Annotated in this window: 19 protein-coding genes and 1 rRNA gene; 14 read left to right on the top strand and 6 right to left on the bottom strand. The window is 59.0% G+C overall.

Going from position 1 to position 21,280, the window contains the following annotated elements:
* Positions 1-38: 38 nt before the first annotated feature.
* The 5 genes from rrf (at position 39) to DKB71_RS26195 (ending at position 5,659) form a co-directional block, all read left to right on the top strand.
* Positions 39-154 (top strand): 5S ribosomal RNA (gene rrf / locus DKB71_RS26215).
* A gap of 278 nt (positions 155-432) precedes the next feature.
* The gene (locus DKB71_RS26210) at positions 433-2,037 is read left to right on the top strand and encodes a response regulator (protein WP_408598342.1); all 1,605 of its coding nucleotides are present in this window, start codon (positions 433-435) and stop codon (positions 2,035-2,037) included.
* Positions 2,034-2,726, top strand: coding sequence for a sensor histidine kinase (locus tag DKB71_RS26205; RefSeq protein ID WP_408598340.1), 693 nt, complete (start codon positions 2,034-2,036; stop codon positions 2,724-2,726). The genes DKB71_RS26210 and DKB71_RS26205 overlap by 4 nt, the downstream gene beginning before the upstream one ends.
* A gap of 259 nt (positions 2,727-2,985) precedes the next feature.
* Positions 2,986-4,227: a glutamine synthetase family protein gene (locus DKB71_RS26200; RefSeq protein ID WP_408601157.1), complete on the top strand. Its 1,242-nt coding sequence runs from the start codon at positions 2,986-2,988 to the stop codon at positions 4,225-4,227.
* Between the two features lie 61 nt (positions 4,228-4,288).
* On the top strand, positions 4,289-5,659 hold the full coding sequence (locus tag DKB71_RS26195) for an MFS transporter (RefSeq protein ID WP_274078110.1): 1,371 nt from the start codon (positions 4,289-4,291) through the stop codon (positions 5,657-5,659).
* A gap of 66 nt (positions 5,660-5,725) precedes the next feature.
* On the opposite strand, the gene DKB71_RS26190 is transcribed toward DKB71_RS26195, so the two are convergent.
* The 4 genes from DKB71_RS26190 to flgA all read right to left on the bottom strand — a co-directional run bounded on the left by DKB71_RS26190 (position 5,726) and on the right by flgA (position 8,333).
* Entirely contained in the window at positions 5,726-6,472 is a 747-nt protein-coding gene (locus tag DKB71_RS26190) for a flagellar brake protein (RefSeq protein ID WP_274078109.1), read from the bottom strand.
* Between the two features lie 91 nt (positions 6,473-6,563).
* A complete protein-coding gene (locus DKB71_RS26185) occupies positions 6,564-7,031 on the bottom strand; it encodes a flagellar protein FlgN (RefSeq protein WP_323628104.1) in 468 nt (155 codons plus the stop codon).
* A gap of 48 nt (positions 7,032-7,079) precedes the next feature.
* The gene (gene flgM / locus DKB71_RS26180; protein ID WP_323628103.1) at positions 7,080-7,403 is read right to left on the bottom strand and encodes a flagellar biosynthesis anti-sigma factor FlgM; all 324 of its coding nucleotides are present in this window, start codon (positions 7,401-7,403) and stop codon (positions 7,080-7,082) included.
* A gap of 168 nt (positions 7,404-7,571) precedes the next feature.
* Positions 7,572-8,333 carry a flagellar basal body P-ring formation chaperone FlgA gene (gene flgA / locus DKB71_RS26175; protein WP_408598336.1) on the bottom strand — a complete coding sequence of 254 codons (762 nt, stop codon included), beginning with the start codon at positions 8,331-8,333 and terminating at the stop codon, positions 7,572-7,574.
* Between the two features lie 81 nt (positions 8,334-8,414).
* Between flgA and DKB71_RS26170 the strand changes: the two genes are divergently transcribed.
* The 6 genes from DKB71_RS26170 (at position 8,415) to flgE (ending at position 13,521) form a co-directional block, all read left to right on the top strand.
* A complete protein-coding gene (locus DKB71_RS26170) occupies positions 8,415-9,347 on the top strand; it encodes a chemotaxis protein CheV (RefSeq protein ID WP_274078105.1) in 933 nt (310 codons plus the stop codon).
* Between the two features lie 45 nt (positions 9,348-9,392).
* Entirely contained in the window at positions 9,393-10,220 is an 828-nt protein-coding gene (gene cheR / locus DKB71_RS26165; protein WP_046817752.1) for a protein-glutamate O-methyltransferase CheR, read from the top strand.
* Between the two features lie 369 nt (positions 10,221-10,589).
* On the top strand, positions 10,590-10,997 hold the full coding sequence (gene flgB / locus DKB71_RS26160) for a flagellar basal body rod protein FlgB (protein WP_274078104.1): 408 nt from the start codon (positions 10,590-10,592) through the stop codon (positions 10,995-10,997).
* Positions 10,998-11,000: 3 nt separating this feature from the next.
* Positions 11,001-11,444 carry a flagellar basal body rod protein FlgC gene (gene flgC, locus DKB71_RS26155; RefSeq protein WP_042607186.1) on the top strand — a complete coding sequence of 148 codons (444 nt, stop codon included), beginning with the start codon at positions 11,001-11,003 and terminating at the stop codon, positions 11,442-11,444.
* Between the two features lie 15 nt (positions 11,445-11,459).
* Positions 11,460-12,179, top strand: coding sequence for a flagellar hook assembly protein FlgD (gene flgD / locus DKB71_RS26150; protein ID WP_408598332.1), 720 nt, complete (start codon positions 11,460-11,462; stop codon positions 12,177-12,179).
* A gap of 31 nt (positions 12,180-12,210) precedes the next feature.
* Complete coding sequence (gene flgE, locus DKB71_RS26145) at positions 12,211-13,521, top strand: flagellar hook protein FlgE (protein ID WP_323608125.1); 1,311 nt, start codon at positions 12,211-12,213, stop codon at positions 13,519-13,521.
* A 186-nt stretch (positions 13,522-13,707) separates the two neighbouring features.
* Here the strand turns inward: flgE and DKB71_RS26140 are convergent, their stop codons facing one another.
* The gene (locus tag DKB71_RS26140) at positions 13,708-16,602 is read right to left on the bottom strand and encodes a ribonucleoside-diphosphate reductase subunit alpha (RefSeq protein ID WP_408598330.1); all 2,895 of its coding nucleotides are present in this window, start codon (positions 16,600-16,602) and stop codon (positions 13,708-13,710) included.
* 729 nt (positions 16,603-17,331) lie between these two features.
* On the opposite strand from DKB71_RS26140, the gene DKB71_RS26135 reads away from it, so the two are divergent.
* The gene (locus DKB71_RS26135) at positions 17,332-18,054 is read left to right on the top strand and encodes a response regulator (RefSeq protein ID WP_274072897.1); all 723 of its coding nucleotides are present in this window, start codon (positions 17,332-17,334) and stop codon (positions 18,052-18,054) included.
* Positions 18,051-19,661: an ATP-binding protein gene (locus DKB71_RS26130; protein ID WP_274072898.1), complete on the top strand. Its 1,611-nt coding sequence runs from the start codon at positions 18,051-18,053 to the stop codon at positions 19,659-19,661. Before DKB71_RS26135 ends, DKB71_RS26130 begins: the two co-directional genes overlap by 4 nt.
* 72 nt (positions 19,662-19,733) lie before the next feature.
* Here DKB71_RS26130 and DKB71_RS26125 read toward each other — a convergent pair whose 3' ends face one another.
* A complete protein-coding gene (locus DKB71_RS26125) occupies positions 19,734-20,459 on the bottom strand; it encodes a 4'-phosphopantetheinyl transferase (protein WP_408598327.1) in 726 nt (241 codons plus the stop codon).
* 199 nt (positions 20,460-20,658) lie between these two features.
* Here DKB71_RS26125 and DKB71_RS26120 point away from each other — a divergent pair, with 199 nt between their 5' ends.
* Positions 20,659-21,261, top strand: coding sequence for a hypothetical protein (locus DKB71_RS26120; protein ID WP_274072900.1), 603 nt, complete (start codon positions 20,659-20,661; stop codon positions 21,259-21,261).
* Positions 21,262-21,280: the final 19 nt, after the last annotated feature.

Genomic DNA, 21,280 nt, shown 5'->3' with positions numbered 1-21,280 from the left:
TTGCTGAAACGTTGAAAAACGGTTCAGTACCCGAATTTCTTGACGACCATAGAGCGTTGGAACCACCTGATCCCATCCCGAACTCAGAAGTGAAACGATGCATCGCCGATGGTAGTGTGGGGTTTCCCCATGTGAGAGTAGGTCATCGTCAAGATTAAATTCCAAAACCCCTATCTGCGCATGCAGGTAGGGGTTTTGTCTTTCTGGCTCCTCCCCCTGTAGGAGCAAGCTCGCTCCTACATCATTCAAGAGATCCCTACTGCTGGCCGATAACCCAGAAGGTCGCAGCGATGCTCATCACGGTTTCAACAGAAATCCCTTGATGGATGATGGCGAACAGCTATCATCTGCGCGCCATAAAGGGCAGTGAAGCTGATCTTGTTCGTGCATTCGCCTTTCGGTTCTTCTTCTTAAATTGCCTGGAAATCTTGGATGCTGTCGTATCACCAAAAGAGTTTTCTGATCGTCGATGATTTCTCGGATTTCCGCAGTTCGGTCAGGTCGATGCTGCGCGAGCTTGGTGTCAAGGATGTGGACACGGCTGACACTGGCGAACAGGCGCTGAAGATGTGTTCGCAGAAATCCTACGATTTCATCCTGCAGGACTTTCACCTGGGCGATGGCAAGAAGAACGGTCAGCAGGTGCTCGAAGACCTGATGATCGACAAACTGATCAGTCACGAAAGTGTATTCGTGATGGTCACCGCTGAAACCAGCCAGGCCATGGTGCTCAGCGCCCTGGAACACGAACCTGATGCGTACCTGACCAAGCCCTTCAACCGTTCCGGCCTGGCCCAGCGCCTGGAGCGACTGGTGCAGCGCAAGACGTTGCTCAAGCCGATACTGCAGGCCCTGGACCGGGGCAAGCCGGTTGAAGTACTCAATGCCTGCATCGCCTTGTGCAAACAGGACATCCGCTATTCGCCGTTGTGCTTGCGCTACCGCGCCGATGCCCTGCGTGACCTCAATCAGAATGAGGTGCTGGAGCGTCTCTACGATGGCATCATTGCCGATCGACCCTTGCCCTGGGCCTTTGCCGGGCTGGGCAAGTTGCTGTTCAAACGCGGTCAGGTCACCCAGGCAAAAGCCCTCTATGCAAAAGCGCTGAAAGTGTTCCCGATGATGCCCGCGCTCTATGATGGCATGGCCGAGGTGCTGGTTGCCGAAGGGGATACCAAGGCCGCCCAACGCGTCCTGGAGGAGGCGATTCGCTTGTCACCACTGGCCGTGCGCAGGCAAGCGCAGCTGGGCAAACTGGCCATGACCAATGAAGATTTTGACACGGCGTCCAGAGCCTACCGCCAGGCGGTTGCCCAGGGGGCCCAGTCACGTTTCAAGGATGCGGAAAGCAACCTTGGACTGGCTCATGCATTGATCAGCAAGGGCAGTGAAAAAGGCCTGGATACCCGGACTCGTCTGGAAATCAACACGACCCTGAGTGCTGTGGCCAAGGAAAATCCGTCCGATCCCGGTCTGCAAATCAGGGCGCGATTGATGAAGGCGACCAGTCTGCTGATCAACGACGCCGAAACCGCGGAAAAACTGACCGAACAAGCGATCATGCGGCTCGATGGCATGGAGCAGTTCATGAGTGCCGAAGCGGCGCTGTTGGTGGCCAAACAATTGCAGATGCTGGGTCAGGCGAGTGCGGGCGCTTCGATGTTGAAAAACTGCGCGGAGATCTACGGCGACGATCCTGCGGTGATGAAGGGCATTGCCAAGTTGACCGACGATCCGAGCATCCTCAACTCCGGTAACGTTGCGGCCGATCTCAATCGCCAGGGCGTGCGCGTGTACAAGACCGGTGACCTGGTGCAGGCCCGGGAAATTTTCCGCAAAGCCCTGGCGCTGCAGCCCAAGAACATCAGTATCGCGTTGAACCTCGCGCAAGCGTTGCTGCACGGCACCGATACCACTGCCCCCTCGGCGGAAATGGTGGAATGTCGAGCCTGCCTGAAAATGGTCGGCTTGATGCCGGACACCGACGCGCGTTTTGCGCGTTATAAAAAGCTCAAGAACAAGGCATTTGGCGAATGAACGAGCAGCAACAGGCACTGGATTTCTCGACGGTGATTGCCTCTACCGTACATGACATGAAGAACTCGCTGGCCATGCTGATGCAGGCCCACAGCCAATGCCTGGCGAACTTGCCGGTGTCAGCGCGCCACACCCCGGAGCAGGGTGTGATCGAATTCGAATTCGCGCACCTCAATGGCATGCTGGTGCAGTTGCTGGGCCTGTACAAACTTGGGGTCAACCAGATGCCCCTGCAGCCGGCCTACCACGAACTGGATGACTTCATCGAAGCGCAACTGGCCTGTCATCAAGACGTGTTCGTCAGCCGCGGTATTGCCGCTACGTTCGAAGTCGATCCCTTGTGTCCCCTGGGCTTCTTCGACCGCGAGCTGATTGCTTCTGTATTGGCCAACACCATCAACAATGCGATCCGTCATGCCCGTCATGCGGTGTTGATCTGTGCCAGCGACGAAGCCGGGCAACTGGTCCTGACCATCAACGACGACGGTGACGGTTATCCCCCGCAGATGATCGAGCGCCAGGCCGAGTACGTTCAGGGTATCAATCACAGCACTGGCAGCACCGGCCTGGGTCTGTACTTTGCCGGTCGGATCGCCGCGTTGCATCAACGTAACGGCGTAGGGGGACGTACGGAAATCAGCAATGGCGGCTCTCTGGGCGGCGGTGTCTTCAGGCTTTATCTTCCGTAGGAGCTGCCGGAGGCTGCGATCTTTTAAAAACAGATCAAAAGATCGCAGCCTCCGGCAGCTCCTACATATTTGCGTAACGTGCTTGATATTCTGAACACGCGGAGCCTATTTTGTACGAGTCGCCGCTCGCGGCTCGTATAAAAACAAGGATTGCGTCATGACAACCGATGGCCTGGGTTCACTCGCGCAGCGATTGACCGGCATTGATGAGATCGAATGCGTCACGCCGGATTTGAACGGCGTACCACGGGGCAAGGTGATGACTGCCGAAGGCTTCCTCGAAGGGCGCCGTCTGCAGTTGGCACGGGGCGTGATGCTGCAATGCATCATGGGCGGATATCCGCCGGCGCGTTTTTACGGCTGCGATGATGGCGACCTCGCACTGGTCCCGGACCCGGCGCAGATCCACCGCCTGCCCTGGAGCAAACACCCTCGGGCATTGGCCATCTGTGATGCGGACGAATTGACGGGCGAAAGTTCCAGCCTTTCCACACGCGGCCAGCTCAAGGCGGTCATCGCGCGTTACGCGGCCATTGGCCTGGCGCCGGTGGTGGCGACCGAGCTCGAGTTTTTTGTCTTTGCGCCCAATACCGATTCGACCCAGCCGTTCCAGCCACCGACTGGCGTGGACGGTCGTCGCGAGGACGGGCATTCGGCGTTCAGTATCAGTTCCAACAATGGCCTGCGGCCGTTCTTCCGCGAGGTCTATGAATGCATGGCGGCGCTGGGCCTGCCCCGCGATACCTTCATGCACGAGATGGGCGTCAGCCAGTTCGAGATCAACCTGCTGCACGGCGATCCCTTGCTGCTGGCCGACCAGACATTCCTGTTCAAGCATTTGCTCAAGGAAGTCGCGCTCAAGCACGGCCTGATCGTGGTTTGCATGGCCAAGCCACTGGCGCATACGCCCGGCAGTTCGATGCACATTCACCAGAGCATCGTCGAGGTCGCTACGGGTCGGAATGTCTTCACCGACGAAAACGGTCAAGCGAGCGCGACCTTCCGTCATTTCATCGGCGGTCAGCAAGCCGGCATGGCGGATTTCACTGCGCTGTTTGCGCCAAACGTGAATTCGTACCAGCGCTTGTACCATCCCTTCGCATCACCGAATAATGCCTGCTGGTCCCATGACAACCGATCGGCCGGATTGCGTATTCCCGCCAGTTCGCCAATCGCTCGTCGGGTCGAGAACCGCTTGCCGGGGGCTGACGCCAATCCGTATCTGGCAATTGCAGCGAGCCTGGCGTGCGGCTTGTATGGCATCCAGCACCAGCTGGAACCCGATGAGCCGATCCAGGGAAAGTTCGAGGTGCCGGATAAACTTTCATTACCCTGTACCTTGCATGCAGCGCTCGAGCGTCTGAAACGTAGCCAGTTGGCAATGGAACTGTTCGGCAAGGAGTTCATCGAAGGCTACATCGCTTCGAAGACCATGGAACTGACCAGTTTCCAGGATGAAATCACTCCCTGGGAGCGGCGCGTCCTGGCCGCCCAGGCCTGACGAAATATCGACACCGGGCTATCGTTTGAATAGCCCGTCACTCACTGCAAGGAGCCGCTCGTTGCGCCAAATCTGGAAGTCCTTTCGAGCGCTTTACTTCGCTTCGCTGATGATGTTGATCGGCTCAGGCCTGTTGAGTACTTACCTGGCGTTGCGCCTGGCTGCCGATCATGTCGACAGCCTGTGGGTCGGTGCATTGATGGCCGCCAACTATTTCGGCCTGGTGCTGGGCGGCAAGATCGGCCATCGGTTGATTGCGCGGGTCGGGCATATACGAGCCTACTCGGCCTGTGCCGGGATCGTCGGCGCGGCGGTGCTGGGCCATGGCCTGGTGAACTGGTTGCCGGCGTGGCTGTTCCTGCGGGTGATCGTCGGTCTTGGCATGATGTGCCAGTACATGGTCATCGAGAGCTGGCTGAACGAGCAGGCCGAAGCCAAGCAGCGCGGACTGGTGTTCAGCGGCTACATGATCGCCTCCTACCTGGGGTTGGTGCTGGGTCAGTTGATCCTGGTCATGCACCCGGGGCTGGGCCTGGAACTGCTGATGCTGGTGGCCCTGTGTTTCACCCTCTGCCTGGTACCGGTGGCCCTGACCCGGCGGATTCACCCGGCGCCCTTGCATCCCGCGCCGATGGAGCCGCGGTTCTTTATCAAGCGCGTGCCGCAGTCATTGAGTACCGTCCTGGGGGCAGGGCTGATCGTCGGCTCGTTCTACGGTCTGGCGCCGCTGTACGCCTCTCAGCAAGGGTTGTCGACGGAGCAGGTCGGCCTGTTCATGGGTAGCTGCATTTTTGCCGGGTTGGTGGTGCAGTGGCCGTTGGGATGGTTGTCCGATCGCTATGACCGGGCGCTGTTGATCCGCTGCTTTGCATTCAGCCTGGCGTTGGCCGCCTTGCCGCTGGCGATCATGGAGCGGGTGCCGCTGGAAGTCCTGTTCATCGCCGGGTTCCTCTGTTCGTTGGTGCAGTTCTGCCTTTATCCGTTGGCCGTGGCCTTCTCCAATGACCATGTCGAGGGCGATCGACGGGTATCGCTGACGGCGATGTTGCTGGTGACCTACGGCGTGGGCGCCAGTATCGGGCCGCTGGTGGCGGGTGTGCTGATGAAGTTGTTCGGCAGCCAGATGCTCTATGCGTTCTTCAGTTTCTTTGCGTTGGTGCTGGTGTGGCGAATTCGTCCGAAAGCGGTGACCAACCTGCATCAGGTGGACGACGCACCGCTGCATCACGTCGCCATGCCGGACAGTATGTCGAGTTCGCCACTGGTGGCGGCACTCGATCCGAGGGTGGATGAGCAGGTGGTGCAGGACCAGATGCAGAATCCGATTGCACCAGAGCCTGGTTCCGAACCAGAACCGGAACCGGGAACCGATCAGCCGCCGCAAGAACCGGATTCGGGCAGGGAGCAGAGTTTTACCGAAGCCAGGCCATGACATTCAGGTAAAAAAAACGGGCAGTCACCGCAAGGGGCTGCCCGTTTTTGCCTTGAGAGCTTTGTCTCAGAAGTCGTCTTTGTCGAAGCGCCGCGCTTCGCGTTGCAGCTGGTAGACGAACCGCTCGACCTGACGCTGCACCAGCCCGCTCATGTTGTGGAAGCGAACGCCGGCAAAGGTGGTGTTGATCTTTTCTTCGAAGTGCAGGTAGCGCAGTTCGACCGGCGCGGTCATTTTACCGAAGGGCAGGTCGGCGTTGAATCGGTCGTAGACCTGACCCAGTTGCAGGCTGCCGGTGATGTCGCCCTCGAAGCGCAACTTGCAGCCAGTGGCGGAAATGTCCAGCAGCTTGCCACTGATCGATGCCTTGAGTTTTTCACCGTCCAGATTGACGTTGACCAGTTGGGCCAGTTTCAACGCGGCCCGGAAGGCATTGCGGCGCTGGTGGTAAACGACCTCATCGGGCAGGGTGCCACGGTAGCAACGGCTGCCGTTGGATTCGTCGATGGTCAGCGGGCCATTGCTTTCCCATGCGATGCGCACGCCTTCATGAAATCCTTCGACCTTGAAAGGTTCGCCGGCCAGCAGGAAGCGTTCGCCATCTCGGGGAATCATTTCGTCCAGGGCAATCATGTTGCGTTCGCGGTCCAGGTCCACCAGATAACTCTGGAAGCGCTGGCTGCGCTCGTGGAACGTGATGATCAGCGGGTCATGGCTGTCTAGCAGCTGGCGCAAATTGCCGGAGATTTCCAGGGGCGTGCTGAGCACCTTGGGTGGCTGCGGCGCATCTTCCGCGTTTAAGGCATTGGACACGGTTAATCAATCTCCAGACAAATTTTGACTACGGCGTGCGGCATTTTGCCAGCATGTTTCGCGTCTTGATAGAGCGTGCTTATCGACAGGCTCAAGCCTGACTGAGCGGACGTGGTTTCACAAGCCTGGAGAATGATCCGCTGGCGTCATAGAGCGCGGGTTGTTCACCGCCATTAAGGATTCTCAGCTGGGTGGCCGTGGCGGCCTGCTGTACCAGGATCGACTGTCCATTGTTGGCGTTGGCGGCGTGGCATTGAGCCAGAAGGTCGGTCAGCACATCACTTTGCGCCAGCAGCGCTTCGCCAACGCTCGATTGGCTGGCCAGTTGTTCCAGGCCGCTGCGGTTGGCGGGCAGGTTGAGACTGGCGAGAAGCTCACTGCGTTTGCGGCCATGCTGTTCGAGCTCGATGATCATTGCCTGCTTCTGCGCCAGAATCTCTTCCAGCAACTGCATGTCGCGGCCATGCAAGGCGAGGGATTCGGTGCGCAGTAACTCCAGCAAGCGTTGCGCTGGAGCAAGGTCGTCGGTGATCAGTTGCAGTAAATTAGTGTCGTGCATGGCTGGCCTTGGGGTTTAAGCGTCCAAAAGCCTGGCGCGGGCCGAGGCTTAGCGCTGGGCTTCGAAGTTGAGCAGTTTGCTAGCTACACGGTTGCTGTCGACTTTATAGCTGCCATCGGCGATGGCTGCTTTCAACTCGGCCACTCGGGACTTGTCGACGGCAGGCTGATCGCGCAGCGTATCTGTGATCTTCTGCAACTGTTGCGCCTCATTGCTCAGATGTACCGATTCGCCGCTTTTGACGGTATTGGCCTGTTCGGCCGGGGTATTGGGCTCGGCAGACTTGCCGGTTTCGGCAGTTTCCTTGGCGGTGGTACGTGTACTGCCCGTGAGTGACGGGGAGCTGTTCAATCGGCTGAAATCGATGACCATGGTAAAAAACCTCTGGGAATTTGGACGCTTGCCATGTTTTCGGCCGTTCCCTGAAAAACTTTAGGCTCATTTATCAAAATGAGCTTGCGCGCGCCAGCGCTTGCCGTGCCTGGCACACAGTTTAGGGAAGCGTCGAGGTCGGCGCCACTTCTTCACCCACAGTAAGCCCTACATGGACACTTCCACCTGGCCCGGCGCGATGATCTGCGCCTTGATGACCCGTTTGGAATTGAGGTTCTTGACTCGAATCTGTTCGCTCAGGCCGCCACCGGCCAATGCCTCGCCGGGCATGCGCACGCTGAGCGTACCGCTGCGGGCGGTAATCACCACCTGGTCGCCCTTGCGTATGACTTCCGCCTGTTCGATGTGCACCAGGCTGATGACCTGATCATTGACCATTGGTCGGGTAAGTCGTTGCCCGATGGCCTGGTCCACGTCCGTCAGGTAACCCTGGTTGAGCAGGCTGATATCGCGCTCACGCAGCATGACGTCCTGCGGTTCGACAATGCCGGCACGACGCAGGGGCCGGGTGGTGGTGACGACCTCGCGAAACAGGCGTACTTGAGCGGGTACGAACACGGTCCAGGGGGATGTTCCTTCACAGCGAACCTTGACCGTTACGCGGCCCAAAGGCTTGGCCGGACTCTCCAGGGTGGCTGTCAATTCCTTGTCGCACATGGGCATGCGCAGGCGCGGATCGAGCGGGTTCACCTGGATTTCGTAGCGACCCTGGGTTTGACTCGTCGCCAGATAGTCCTCTACGGTGAATTCAAGAAAGCCCTGGGTGACGCCGATAAGCATGTCAGGCAAGGTAACCGCGTCAGCAAGGGCAGGGCTGCCAGCGTTGAACAGGCAAACAGCCGACAACACCCCGAGCCATTGGCGGCAGGGGGTGGTCAGGCGGCGGAAAAATGTCGGTTCTGTGTTCATGACAGATAAAAAGCAAGCGCCGTGCCGTTTAGTGCAGAAGGCGCGTCGCAACAACACTTGGCGTTGGCGTAGGAGTCAGGCATGGCTGGTGTAATGGATTCGGTAAACCAGCGCACGCAACTGGTGGGGCAGAATCGCCTTGAGTTGCTGTTGTTCCGTCTCGACGGCCAGCAGCTGTATGGGATCAACGTGTTCAAGGTGCGGGAGGTGTTGCAATGCCCCAAGCTGACGTTGATGCCCAAGTCCAGTCCTGTCGTGTGTGGCGTGGCGAATATTCGGGGGGCGACCATTCCGATCCTTGATCTGGCGATGGCGACCGGTTCCGGTGGCTTGAAGGACAAGGGCAACCCTTTCGTGATCATCACGGAGTACAACACCAAGACCCAGGGATTCCTGGTGCGCTCGGTGGAACGCATCGTCAACATGAATTGGGAGGAGATTCATCCGCCACCCAAGGGCACGGGGCGCGACCACTACCTGACGGCGGTGACTCGGGTCGACAACCAGTTGGTCGAAATCATCGACGTCGAGAAGGTGCTGGCAGAAGTTGCGCCGACCCCGGAAGCGATTTCCGCCGGGGTGGTGGATGTCGAGACCCAGCACAAGGCGCTCTCCTTGCGCGTGCTGACGGTCGATGACTCGTCGGTGGCGCGCAAGCAGGTCACCCGTTGCCTGCAAACGGTCGGTGTTGAAGTGGTGGCGTTGAACGACGGCCGGCAAGCGCTGGATTACCTGCGCAAACTGGTCGACGAGGGCAAGCGGCCGGAAGAGGAATTCCTGATGATGATTTCCGACATCGAGATGCCGGAAATGGACGGGTACACCCTCACGGCCGAGATCCGCAACGACCCGCGCATGCAAAAGCTTCATATCATCCTGCATACTTCGTTGTCAGGTGTGTTCAATCAGGCGATGGTCAGGAAGGTCGGTGCCGATGACTTCCTGGCCAAGTTCCGTCCTGATGACCTGGCATCCCGGGTAGTCGACCGGATCAAGGCAGCAGACATCAGCTAGGGGCGTTCGGCCCCCGGCAGTCACACGATTTTAGAGGCGGCAGCATTGTCTACGGGTAATTTGGATTTCGAACAGTTCCGGGTGTTCCTGGAAAAAGCCTGTGGCATTTTGCTCGGTGAAAACAAGCAGTATCTGGTCTCCAGCCGTCTCAACAAACTGATGGAGCAGCAGGGCATCAAGTCCCTGGGTGAACTGGTCCAGCGCATCCAGACCCAGCCGCGCAGCGGATTGCGCGAGATGGTCGTGGATGCGATGACGACCAACGAAACCTTGTGGTTTCGGGACACCTATCCGTTTGAAGTATTGAAGAACAAGGTGCTGCCTGAAGCGATCAAGGCCAGTCCCGGCCAGCGTCTGCGGATCTGGTCGGCGGCGTGCTCATCGGGCCAGGAACCGTATTCGCTGTCGATGTCCATTGATGAGTTCGAGCGGTTCAATCCAGGGCAGTTGAGGATGGGCGTGCAGATTGTGGCCACCGACCTGTCGGGCACCATGTTGAACAACTGCAAGACGGGCGAGTACGACAGCCTGGCCATAGGTCGCGGCCTGTCTCCCGAGCGCCTGCAGCGTTATTTCGACCCGAAAGGGCCGGGGCGCTGGGCGATCAAGGCGCCAATCAAGAGCCGGGTCGAGTTTCGTTCGTTCAACCTGCTGGACAGCTACGCGAGCCTTGGCAAGTTCGACATCGTGTTCTGTCGCAACGTGCTGATCTACTTCTCCGCCGAAGTGAAGAAGGACATCCTGTTGCGTATTCACAGCACGTTGAAGCCGGGCGGTTATCTGTTCCTCGGTGCTTCAGAAGCGTTGAACGGATTGCCGGATCATTACCAGATGGTCCAGTGCAGCCCGGGGATTATTTACCAGGCGAAATGAATCGTTGGTGTTGCAAAAATAACGGGAGTCCTCAGGGCCTCCCGTTTTTTGTGCCTGATGATTTCTCACAGGCACCGCATGACCTCTGTGGGAGCGAGCTTGCTCGCGATGGCGTCATGTCAGTCGACATCAATGCAAACTGTCACACCGTCATCGCGAGCAAGCTCGCTCCCACAGGGTAGGTTGGCGTCTTCGTAAGCAGAGGCAAGCGGCAGAAAAGCGGCATCCAGCGGAAGCCGGTTGCCGCTTTTCTGTCGTTGCCGCCGGGGCCAATGCCCGCAAAGCCCCGGTTTACGGGGTTTTCTGGATTGGCATGACGCTTGCTATGTCCATCCTACGAAAAATCAGGTCACCCAAAGGTTTCCCGACATGAGCATCAGCTTCGATAAAGCGCTCGGTATTCACGAAAAGGCTCTGGGCTTCCGCGCCCAGCGTGCCGAAGTCCTGGCCAACAACATTGCCAACGCCGACACCCCGAACTACAAGGCGCGGGACCTGGAGTTCTCGAAAGTACTCGAGGCGCAGAACGACAAGGCCAAAAACGGCACCTTCGCCCTGAACATGACCAACAACCGTCATATCGAAGCCCAGGGCCTGGGCAATGGCGACGAGTCGCTGATGTACCGCACGCCGATGCAACCGTCGATCGACCAGAACACCGTGGACGCCCAGCTGGAACAGTCGAACTACGCGGAAAACTCGGTCAACTTCCAGGCCAGCTTCACCCTGCTCAACAGCAAATTCAAAGGGCTGGTGTCAGCCCTGCGCGGAGAGTAAGTCATGTCCCTGTCCAGTGTTTTCAACATTGCCGGTAGCGGCATGAGTGCCCAGACCACGCGCTTGAACACCGTGGCCTCGAACATCGCCAACGCCGAGACGGTCTCCTCGAGCATCGACCAGACCTACCGTGCGCGTCACCCGGTGTTCGCCACCATGTTCCAGGGCGGCCAGGCTGGCGGCAGCGATTCGCTGTTCCAGAACCAGGACGCGGCTGGTCAAGGCGTTCAGGTGCTGGGCGTGGTCGAAGACCAGAGCAACCTTGAAGCACGCTATGAGCCGAACCATCCGGCCGCCGATGCCAAGGGCTACGTCTACTACCCGAACGTCAACGTGGTGGAAGAAATGGCTGACATGATTTCCGCGAGCCGTTCGTTCCAGACCAACGCCGAAATGATGAATACCGCCAAGACCATGATGCAGAAGGTCCTGACCCTCGGTCAGTGATAAGGGGCGACTCAGATGAGTGTTACCGATACCACCAGTGGTTTGAATATCAACGATATCCTGGCCAACTCCGCGGTAAAGACCAAGACAGACGATAGTCTGGCGTCAGCGGCGGGTAGCGCTTCGGGTAAAAAGGCCTTGGGCAAGGATGCGTTCCTGCAATTGCTGGTCACGCAATTGAAAAACCAGAATCCGCTGGAACCGCAGGACAACGGCGAGTTCGTGGCGCAGTTGGCACAATTCAGTAGCCTTGAAGGCATCACCACGCTCAACGGTACCGTGAGCGGCATTGCTGGCGCCTTCGGCTCATCACAGGCATTGCAAGCTTCGTCGCTGGTTGGCCGTTCGGTCATTGCGCCGGGCGACAAGGCAGTGGTCGATACAACGAAGGGCATGACCGGGGCGGTCGTGTTGCCTCAATCCGTAGCCTCGGCCACGGTGAAAGTTACCGACAAGGATGGCAAGGTCGTTCGCACTATCGAGCTGACTGATCAGAAAGCCGGCGATGCCAGCTTCACCTGGGATGGCAAGGACGATGCCGGTAACGTGGCCCCGGTGGGGACTTACACCTTTGCCGCAGCGACCACCATCGATGAACAGAGCGTTGCGCTGATCACCAACCTGCCAGCAACCGTCACCAGCGTGACTCTCAGCCAGACCGGCGGTGAATTGATGCTCAATCTGGCTGGGCTGGGCAGTATCGCCCTGTCCAAAGTGCAAACCATTGGTATATAGAGCCGACTAACCCGGCACAACGGAGTGGACTATGTCTTTCAACATCGGCCTTAGCGGTCTCTATGCCGCCAACAAGCAACTGGACGTAACCGGCAACAACATCGCCAACGTCGCAACCGTCGGATTCAAATCGTCCCGTGCGGAATTTTCGGACGTGTACTCGTCCACCAAACTGGGCACGGGTAACAAGACCGTCGGCAGCGGTGTGCGCCTGGCCAACGTTTCCCAGCAATTTACCCAGGGCGATGTCAGCAGCGGCACTGGCAGCGTGCTGGACGTGGGCATCAACGGTTCGGGCTTTTTCGTACTGAACAACAACGGTTCGTTATCCTATACCCGTGCCGGTACGTTCAAGGTCGACAAGGACGGCTACGTCACCAACACCGATTATTCGGCGCGAGTGCAGGGCTACGGTGTGGATGCCGACGGCAAGATCATCAACGGCGTGTTGACCGACCTGCGTATCGATACGTCGAACCTGGCGCCGAAAGCCACCACGACCGTATCGTCGACGATCAACTTGAACTCTACGTCCGATGTGATAGACGTCGTGGCAAACCCGTTCGACCCGAGCAAGACGGCATCCTACAGCAAGCAGTTCACTACCCCGGTTTTCGACACCCAGGGCAACCAGCATTCGATGGACCAGTACATGGTCAAGACTGGTCCGAATACCTGGAGCACCTACACCCTGATTGATGGTCGAAATCCTGATGGCAGCGACCCGAAGACGACCCCTCCGGTGGCTTCCGTCATGGCGTTCGATACCAGCGGCAAGCTGGTTTCGGTTACCACTCCGGGTACTCCTCCAGTCGTCAGCCCTGATCTGAAGATCACCAACTGGGTTCCGGGCAAAGTGACCAATGGTGTCTGGGCAGCCAACGGCGCATCCGCCGACCCGGCGGGCCTGACCATCGCCATGGGCAGTACCTCCCAGTTCAACGCCGATACCGCGCGTTCCATTCCGGCACAAAACGGCTACGCCACTGGCGAGATCACCAACCTGACCATCGACGGCAGCGGCGTCATGCTGGCCAACTTCAGTAACTACCAGACCAAGCCGATCGGTCAGTTCGCATTGGCCAGTTTCACCAACGAGCAAGGTCTGCAGCCAGTGGGCGGCAGCAGTTGGAAAGAAACCTACAGTTCGGGTATTCCGGGCTACGATGCTCCGCAAACCGGGAGTTTGGGTGAAATCCACTCCAACTCCCTGGAGGAGTCCAACGTCAACGTGACCAACGAACTGGTCGACCTGATCAAGGCGCAGAGCAACTACCAGGCGAACGCCAAGACCATCTCGACCCAGAGCACCATCATGCAGACCATCATTCAGATGGCTTGATGCGGGTTGGTTGAAAGCCTGCACAAGGAGCCCCTCGCAAGAGGGGTTTTTTTTTGGATCAAAAGATCGCAGCCTCGCTTCGCGAGACAGCTCCTACAGGGATCGAGGCTGCGATCTTTTTCATGGGCAAAAGAAAACCCCCGACAAGCCAGGGGCCTGTCGGGGGTTTTGTGTTACCGGTTCAGCTTATTGGCAAGCTTCGCAATCCGGCTCGTCGATGGCGCAAGCCTTCGGCACTGGAGCTGGACCTGCTGGAGCTGCCAGGACCGAATCATCACCATGGTTGCCGCCGCTGGAAACAGCGTTCAGCTTGCCGGTGTTGATGGTCGACTTCTCGGTGCTGGTCGCGGCCAGGGCACGGAGGTAGTAAGTGGTTTTCAGACCACGGTACCAGGCCATGCGGTAGGTCACGTCCAGCTTCTTGCCCGAAGCACCGGCGATGTACAGGTTCAGCGACTGAGCCTGGTCGATCCACTTCTGACGACGGCTGGCCGCGTCAACGATCCACTTGGTGTCCACTTCGAAGGCAGTCGCGTAGAGCTCCTTGAGTTCTTGCGGGATGCGCTCGATCTGCTGCACCGAACCGTCGTAGTACTTCAGGTCGTTGATCATGACCGAGTCCCACAGACCGCGAGCTTTCAGGTCGCGAACCAGGTACGGGTTGATCACGGTGAATTCGCCCGACAGGTTCGATTTCACATACAGGTTCTGGTAGGTCGGTTCGATCGACTGCGAAACGCCAGTGATGTTGGCGATGGTCGCGGTCGGTGCGATGGCCATGATGTTCGAGTTACGGATACCTTTCTGTACACGGGCGCGAACCGGTGCCCAGTCCAGGGATTCCTTCAGGTCGACATCGATGTACTTCTGGCCACGGGCTTCGATCAGGATTTGTTGCGAATCCAGTGGCAGGATGCCCTTGGACCACAGCGAACCCTGGAACGTCTCGTAGGCGCCACGCTCGTCAGCCAGGTCGCAGGATGCCTGGATCGCGTAGTAGCTGACCGCTTCCATCGACTTGTCGGCGAACTCGACGGCTGCGTCGGAACCGTAAGGAATGTGCTGCAGGTACAAGGCGTCCTGGAAGCCCATGATGCCCAGGCCGACCGGACGGTGCTTGAAGTTGGAGTTCTTCGCTTGTGGCACCGAGTAGTAGTTGATGTCGATCACGTTATCGAGCATGCGCACGGCGGTGTTCACGGTGCGTTGCAGCTTGGCGGTGTCCAGCTTGCCACCCACGATGTGGTTCGGCAGGTTGATCGAGCCCAGGTTGCAAACGGCGATCTCGTCCTTGTTGGTGTTCAAGGTGATCTCGGTGCACAGGTTCGAGCTGTGGACCACGCCGACGTGCTGCTGCGGGCTGCGCAGGTTGCACGGGTCCTTGAAGGTCAGCCATGGGTGGCCGGTTTCGAACAGCATGGACAGCATCTTGCGCCACAGGTCCTTGGCCTGGATGGTCTTGAACAGCTTGACCTTGCCCGGGTACTCGGTCAGCGCTTCGTAGTACTCGTAGCGCTCTTCGAAAGCCTTGCCGGTCAGGTCGTGCAGGTCCGGTACTTCGGATGGCGAGAACAGGGTCCACTTGCCGTCATCGAAGACACGCTTCATGAACAGGTCAGGGATCCAGTTGGCGGTGTTCATGTCGTGGGTACGACGGCGGTCATCACCGGTGTTCTTGCGCAGTTCGATGAACTCTTCGATGTCCATGTGCCAGGTTTCCAGGTAGGCACACACAGCGCCTTTGCGCTTGCCACCCTGGTTGACGGCAACGGCGGTGTCGTTCACCACTTTCAGGAACGGTACAACGCCCTGGGACTTGCCGTTGGTGCCCTTGATGTACGAACCCAGTGCACGCACCGGCGTCCAGTCGTTGCCCAGGCCGCCAGCGAATTTCGACAGCATGGCGTTGTCGTGGATCGCGTGGTAGATGCCCGACAGGTCATCCGGCACGGTGGTCAGGTAGCAGCTCGACAGCTGTGGACGCAGGGTACCGGCGTTGAACAGGGTCGGGGTCGAAGACATGTAGTCAAAGGACGACAACAGGTTGTAGAACTCGATCGCACGGTCTTCTTTCTGTTTCTCTTCGATCGCCAGGCCCATGGCCACGCGCATGAAGAAGATCTGCGGCAGTTCGAAACGCACGCCATCCTTGTGGATGAAGTAACGGTCGTACAGGGTTTGCAGGCCCAGGTAAGTGAACTGCTGGTCGCGCTCGTGGTTGATCGCCTTGCCCAGTTTTTCCAGGTCGAAGTCGGCCAGGACCGGGTTCAGCAATTCGAATTCGATACCCTTGGCGATGTAGGCAGGCAGGGCCTTGGCGTACAGGTCGACCATCTCGTGGTGGGTTGCGCTCTCGGCGACGCCGAGGAAGCCCAGGCCTTCGGCACGCAGGGTGTCCATCAGCAGGCGGGCGGTCACGAACGAGTAGTTCGGCTCACGCTCGACCAGGGTACGGGCGGTCATCACCAGGGCGGTGTTGACGTCGGTCAGGGCCACGCCGTCGTACAGGTTCTTCAGGGTTTCGCGCTGGATCAGGTCGCCGTCGACTTCTTCCAGGCCTTCGCACGCTTCGGTGACGATGGTGTTCAAACGGCCCATGTCCAGCGGTGCCAGGCTGCCGTCGGCGCGGGTGATGCGGATCGACGGGTGAGCGTCGACCGCGGCTTCGACCGGAGCGTGGGCGGCGCGTTCTTTCGAGCGACCGTCACGGTAGATCACGTAGTCGCGGGCCACTTTCTGCTCGCCGGCACGCATCAGGGCCAGTTCGACCTGGTCCTGGATTTCTTCGATGTGGATGGTGCCGCCCGATGGCATGCGACGCTTGAAGGTGGCAGTGACCTGTTCGGTCAGGCGCGCCACGGTGTCGTGGATGCGCGACGAAGCGGCAGCGGTGCCGCCCTCAACTGCGAGAAACGCTTTGGTGATGGCGACGGTGATCTTGTCATCGGTGTAAGGAACGACAGTGCCGTTACGCTTGATCACGCGCAATTGACCAGGCGCGGTGGCGGACAGATCCGAATTCGAATCAGCGGCCTGCGGCAAGGTACCCTGCGGGTTCTCGCGAGTTGTGTCGGTTTGCATGGGGGTGTCTCCACATTCTCTATGTTTGTTTGGGCACCTTTACGGTGCCCACCGTTCTGTCCTGAAGCACTACAACCGACGTGGGTGTCGGGCATAACAACTTCGGGACAGTAGGAAAAAGGCTAATGAGGCCGTCCGTGCCGAAGTTCAGGTGCGAGCCTTTGCTCGATACCGCATTCCTTTCCAGGTGTCAGTAATGACTGCAACACCCGTACCGTTTTCACCATTTTGGGTCGAAATACAGTAGCCATCCGCACGCGCGGTTTGGTCTTCGAAAAATACGTTTGGTTCAACCGGAAAGACGCATGAAAAGCGCTTGAAATTGCTGTCCGGTTTGTGTTTGGTTTTTAGCTTAAAACCCTACATGTAGGGATTTTATAACGCGCTGGCTACAAGATAATGCGTTTTGGGGGGCGAATGCAACGTGCTGCCTGTGGATAAACTGTGCGTAAATTGTGTGTGAAAGAGGGAACCGGCGTGTAGGCCGCGACCTAGCTGGATTGAAGCTTTTTTCAGTGATTTTTAACGGGCGAAAATGACTGATCAGGTTTTTAAGGGCGCGAACCCTATCACAAAAAACCTGGCTGTCCGAACGCATTTACCGGCTTGTGTTCTGCGTGGGCGACGTTTATACAATCGGTCAGCATGTATGCAATTTATCCACCCCTATCATTACAAAAAGACGGGCGGATCCTTCCTTATGAGCGTTCTGGCAAGTAGAGGTCACCGGTGGAGCAAGAAGCCTGGCAGGTATTGATTGTGGAGGACGATCAGCGTCTGGCCGAACTGACGCGCGATTACCTGCAAGCCAATGGCCTGAATGTGTCGATCGAAGGCAATGGTGCCCTGGCGGCGGCCCGCATCATCAAGGAACAGCCGGACCTGGTGATTCTCGACCTGATGCTGCCGGGCGAAGACGGCCTGAGCATATGCCGCAAGGTTCGCGACCGGTATGACGGCCCGATCCTGATGCTCACCGCGCGCACCGACGACACCGACCAGATCCTCGGCCTGGACCTGGGGGCCGACGACTACGTGTGCAAGCCGGTACGCCCGCGTTTGCTGCTGGCGCGCATCCAGGCCTTGCTGCGCCGCAGTGAAGCGCCGGAGGTCGTCCCGGAAAAACAACGGCGCCTGCAGTTCGGCCCGCTGGTGGTGGATAACGCATTGCGCGAAGCCTGGCTGCACGACAACGGCATCGAACTGACCAGCGCCGAGTTCGACTTGCTTTGGCTGCTAGTGGCCAACGCGGGGCGCATCCTGTCCCGGGAAGAAATCTTCACCGCGTTGCGCGGCATCGGCTATGACGGCCAGGACCGCTCCATTGACGTGCGCATCTCGCGCATCCGCCCGAAGATCGGTGATGACCCGGACCATCCGCGGCTGATCAAGACCGTGCGCAGCAAAGGCTACCTGTTTGTCCCCGAGGCCTGCGTAGACCCGACCCTGTGAACTCGATCTTCCTGCGGATCTACGGCGGCATGTGTGCCGCGCTGATACTGGTGGCGGTGCTCGGTGTGCTGGCTTTGCACCTGCTCAATGAGGTGCGCGGCGAGCAGTACCGCGAACGCCTGGCCCACGGCACGTTTTCGCTGATGGCCGACAACCTGCAACCGATGAACCAGACCGAACGCCGCCGGGCCCTGTTGGTGTGGGAGCGGCTGCTGGGGATTCCGCTGGCGCTGAAAACCTTTGCCCAGACCGACCTCGACCTCACCCAGCGCACCCGGGTATTGCGCGGCCAGGCCCTGGTGGAGCAGACCGGCCCGCATGCGGCCAGGGTTTATCGACTGGTCAGCGACCAGGAGCAGCTTGTTCTCACCGGTGAGGTCCAGCAGATCAGCGAACAACTCGCCCGGGCGACTATCTATCTGCTGGCAGACGAACTGGTGCGCTACCCGGTGGGCGAGCAACCGGTGCGTCTGGCGCAATTGAAACAGGACAAGGGGTTTGGCTTCGATTTGCGCCTGGTCACGGTCGAAGACGCCGACATGGACGAAGACCAGAGCCGTCGGGTGTCCGAGGGCGACACCGTGATGGCGCTGGGCAAGGAGGGCGATTCGATCCGGGTATTCGCCGGCATGGTCGGCACGCCCTGGGTGCTGGAAATCGGCCCGTTGTACCAGATGAATCCTTATCCGCCGGAGTGGCTGGTGCTGATTGCCGCACTGGGGCTGAGCCTGATCGGCTTGATCGTCTACCTGCTGGTGCGGCAACTGGAGCGCCGCTTGCGCGGGCTGGAAGCGGCGGCCACGCGGATCGCCAAGGGCAGCCTGGAAACCCGTGTGCCGGCGCGGGGTGCAGACTCGGTAGGGCGACTGGCGTCGGCGTTCAACGGCATGGCCGAGCACCTGCAACAGCTGCTGGCCATTCAGCGAGAGCTGGTGCGTGCCGTGTCCCACGAATTGCGCACGCCGGTGGCCCGCCTGCGGTTTGGCCTGGAAATGATCGGCTCGGCCAAGACCCCGCAAGACCTGGAAAAATACTGCGAAGGCATGGACCACGATATCGAGGACCTCGACCGCCTGGTCGACGAGATGCTGACTTACGCGCGGCTGGAGCAAGGCTCGCCAGCCCTGAATTTTCAGCGTATCGATCTGGATGCCTTGGTCAATCAGGTGATCGATGAGCTGGCGCCCTTGCGCGCCGAGGTCACGGTGCAGCGAGGGTTGTGCCTGTCGGCCGCCGACTGCGACGACGCCTGGGTCGAGGCCGAGCCGCGCTACCTGCACCGGGCGCTGCAGAATCTGGTGACCAATGCCATGCGCCACGCTCAATCGCGAGTCACCATCAGCTATCAGGTGGGGCAGCAACGTTGTCGGGTGGATGTCGAAGATGACGGGCCGGGTGTGCCGGAAATGGCCTGGGAGAAAATTTTCACGCCATTCCTGCGCCTCGACGACAGCCGCACCCGGGCCTCGGGCGGCCATGGCTTGGGATTGTCGATCGTGCGGCGGATCATCCATTGGCACGACGGTCGGGCGTTGATCGGCAAGAGCAAAAGCCTGGGCGGCGCATGTTTCAGCCTGAGCTGGCCGCGCAATCAGGAGAAACGCTGAGACCCCGCGCCCCAAATCCCCTGTAGGAGCTGGATTGCCAGCGAAGAGGGCCTGACAAACAGCAAATATCTTTCAGGCCTTGATACTGACCAGACTCAACAACTGCCCATCCTTGACCCCGAACTGCGCCTCCAGTTCGGTGCCGTTACGCCATTCACCGGACAGGTCCGTCAGCAACCGCAACCGCACCTCACCTGACTCGGTCCACTCCAGCACCTCGGCGTGTTCAAAGTAGAAACGTTGCCGCACGATCGGGTAGAGCGCCTTGAACAGGCTCTCCTTCACTGAAAACGTCAGGGTGACCAGCAACGCGAGCTGATCGCGATGACCGGCGGCCATGCGCTGCAGTTCCGCCGGGGTGAGGATTTCCGCGGCCAGGCGTTCGGCACGTTCGGCATTGAGCAGGTTTTCCATGTCCATCCCCAACCCGCGCCAATGGCTTTTCTTCGCCACGATCGCCGCGGCCCGACCGGTGCTGTGGGTGATCGAACCGGTAATGTGCGCAGGCCAGACAGGCGCCCGGTCATCACCGATGGCCGGGCTGAAGTTCAGGCCTTCCAGTTGTTGCAGGGCTGCGCGGGCGCAGATCCGCCCGGCGAGAAATTCTGCCTGGCGTTTGGCGACCGAGCGCTGAATGCTCGCGGGCGCCTCGATGGCGCTGCGCTGGAAATCATCGCTGAGCAGTTGCGACGTATCGAAGTGGGTACTCAACAGCACCGCATCGGGCAGCACCAGCGGCAGCGGCCAATGGGCGTCGAGGGGCGTGCAGAAGACGGGCAGGGCGGGGACAGGATTCATGTCGGGCATTTTGCCGGGTTGCCTTGATGCTGGGTAGTCCTGGGGGATTTGCTGCTGGAAAATCATCAAAACAGCTGGGTGGATATGGTTCAGCTCAGGTTAAGCGCGCGTTCAGGGTGAGTTCAGGGCGGCGTGAGTAGTCTTGCTCCGTAGCCAAAACAACACGAACTCAAGCACGAACTTATGAGGAGCTTCACCCATGACTGGAATCAAAAAACTGCTGCTGGCATTCACCGTTTTCGGCGCGAGCACTGCCGCATTCGGTGCCAACGACAATTTCGCCAGCCTTACTTATGGGCAGACCAGCGACAAGATCAAAAAGTCCAGCGCCTTGAACGATAATCTCAACCGTCCGAACGCCGACGGCGTGATTGCCAAGGACCACACCTGGGGCTTGCGTGTGGGGCAGCAAAACAGCCAAGGCCGTTACTACGCCACGTACGATAACGTGTCGGGCTCGCACAATGGCATTAAACTGCGTCAGGAGAACCTGTTGGGCAGCTACGATCTGTTCCATCCCTTGGGTGCTGACACCAGGCTATTCGGCGGTGCCTCCGCCGGGTTGACCAAATTGACCCAGGAGTCATCAGGTTTCAGTCGCGACACTAACTTCGGTTACACCATTGGCGCACAGGCAGGCATTCTGCAACAGGTTTCGCAAAACACTTCAGTTGAACTGGGGTACCGTTACCTGCGCAGCAACGCCAGCACCGAAATGAGCGCACAAGGTGGTAGCAAGCAGGGATCGCTGAGTTTGAATAGCAGCGCACAGACCTACCTTTCAGCCAACTATGCTTTCTGAAAAGCGTGTGCAACAGGCT

The organism is Pseudomonas sp. PLMAX (assembly GCF_046042685.1).
Taxonomy (GTDB): domain Bacteria; phylum Pseudomonadota; class Gammaproteobacteria; order Pseudomonadales; family Pseudomonadaceae; genus Aquipseudomonas; species Aquipseudomonas putida_AE.
This window is presented reverse-complemented; position numbering and strand designations above follow the sequence as displayed.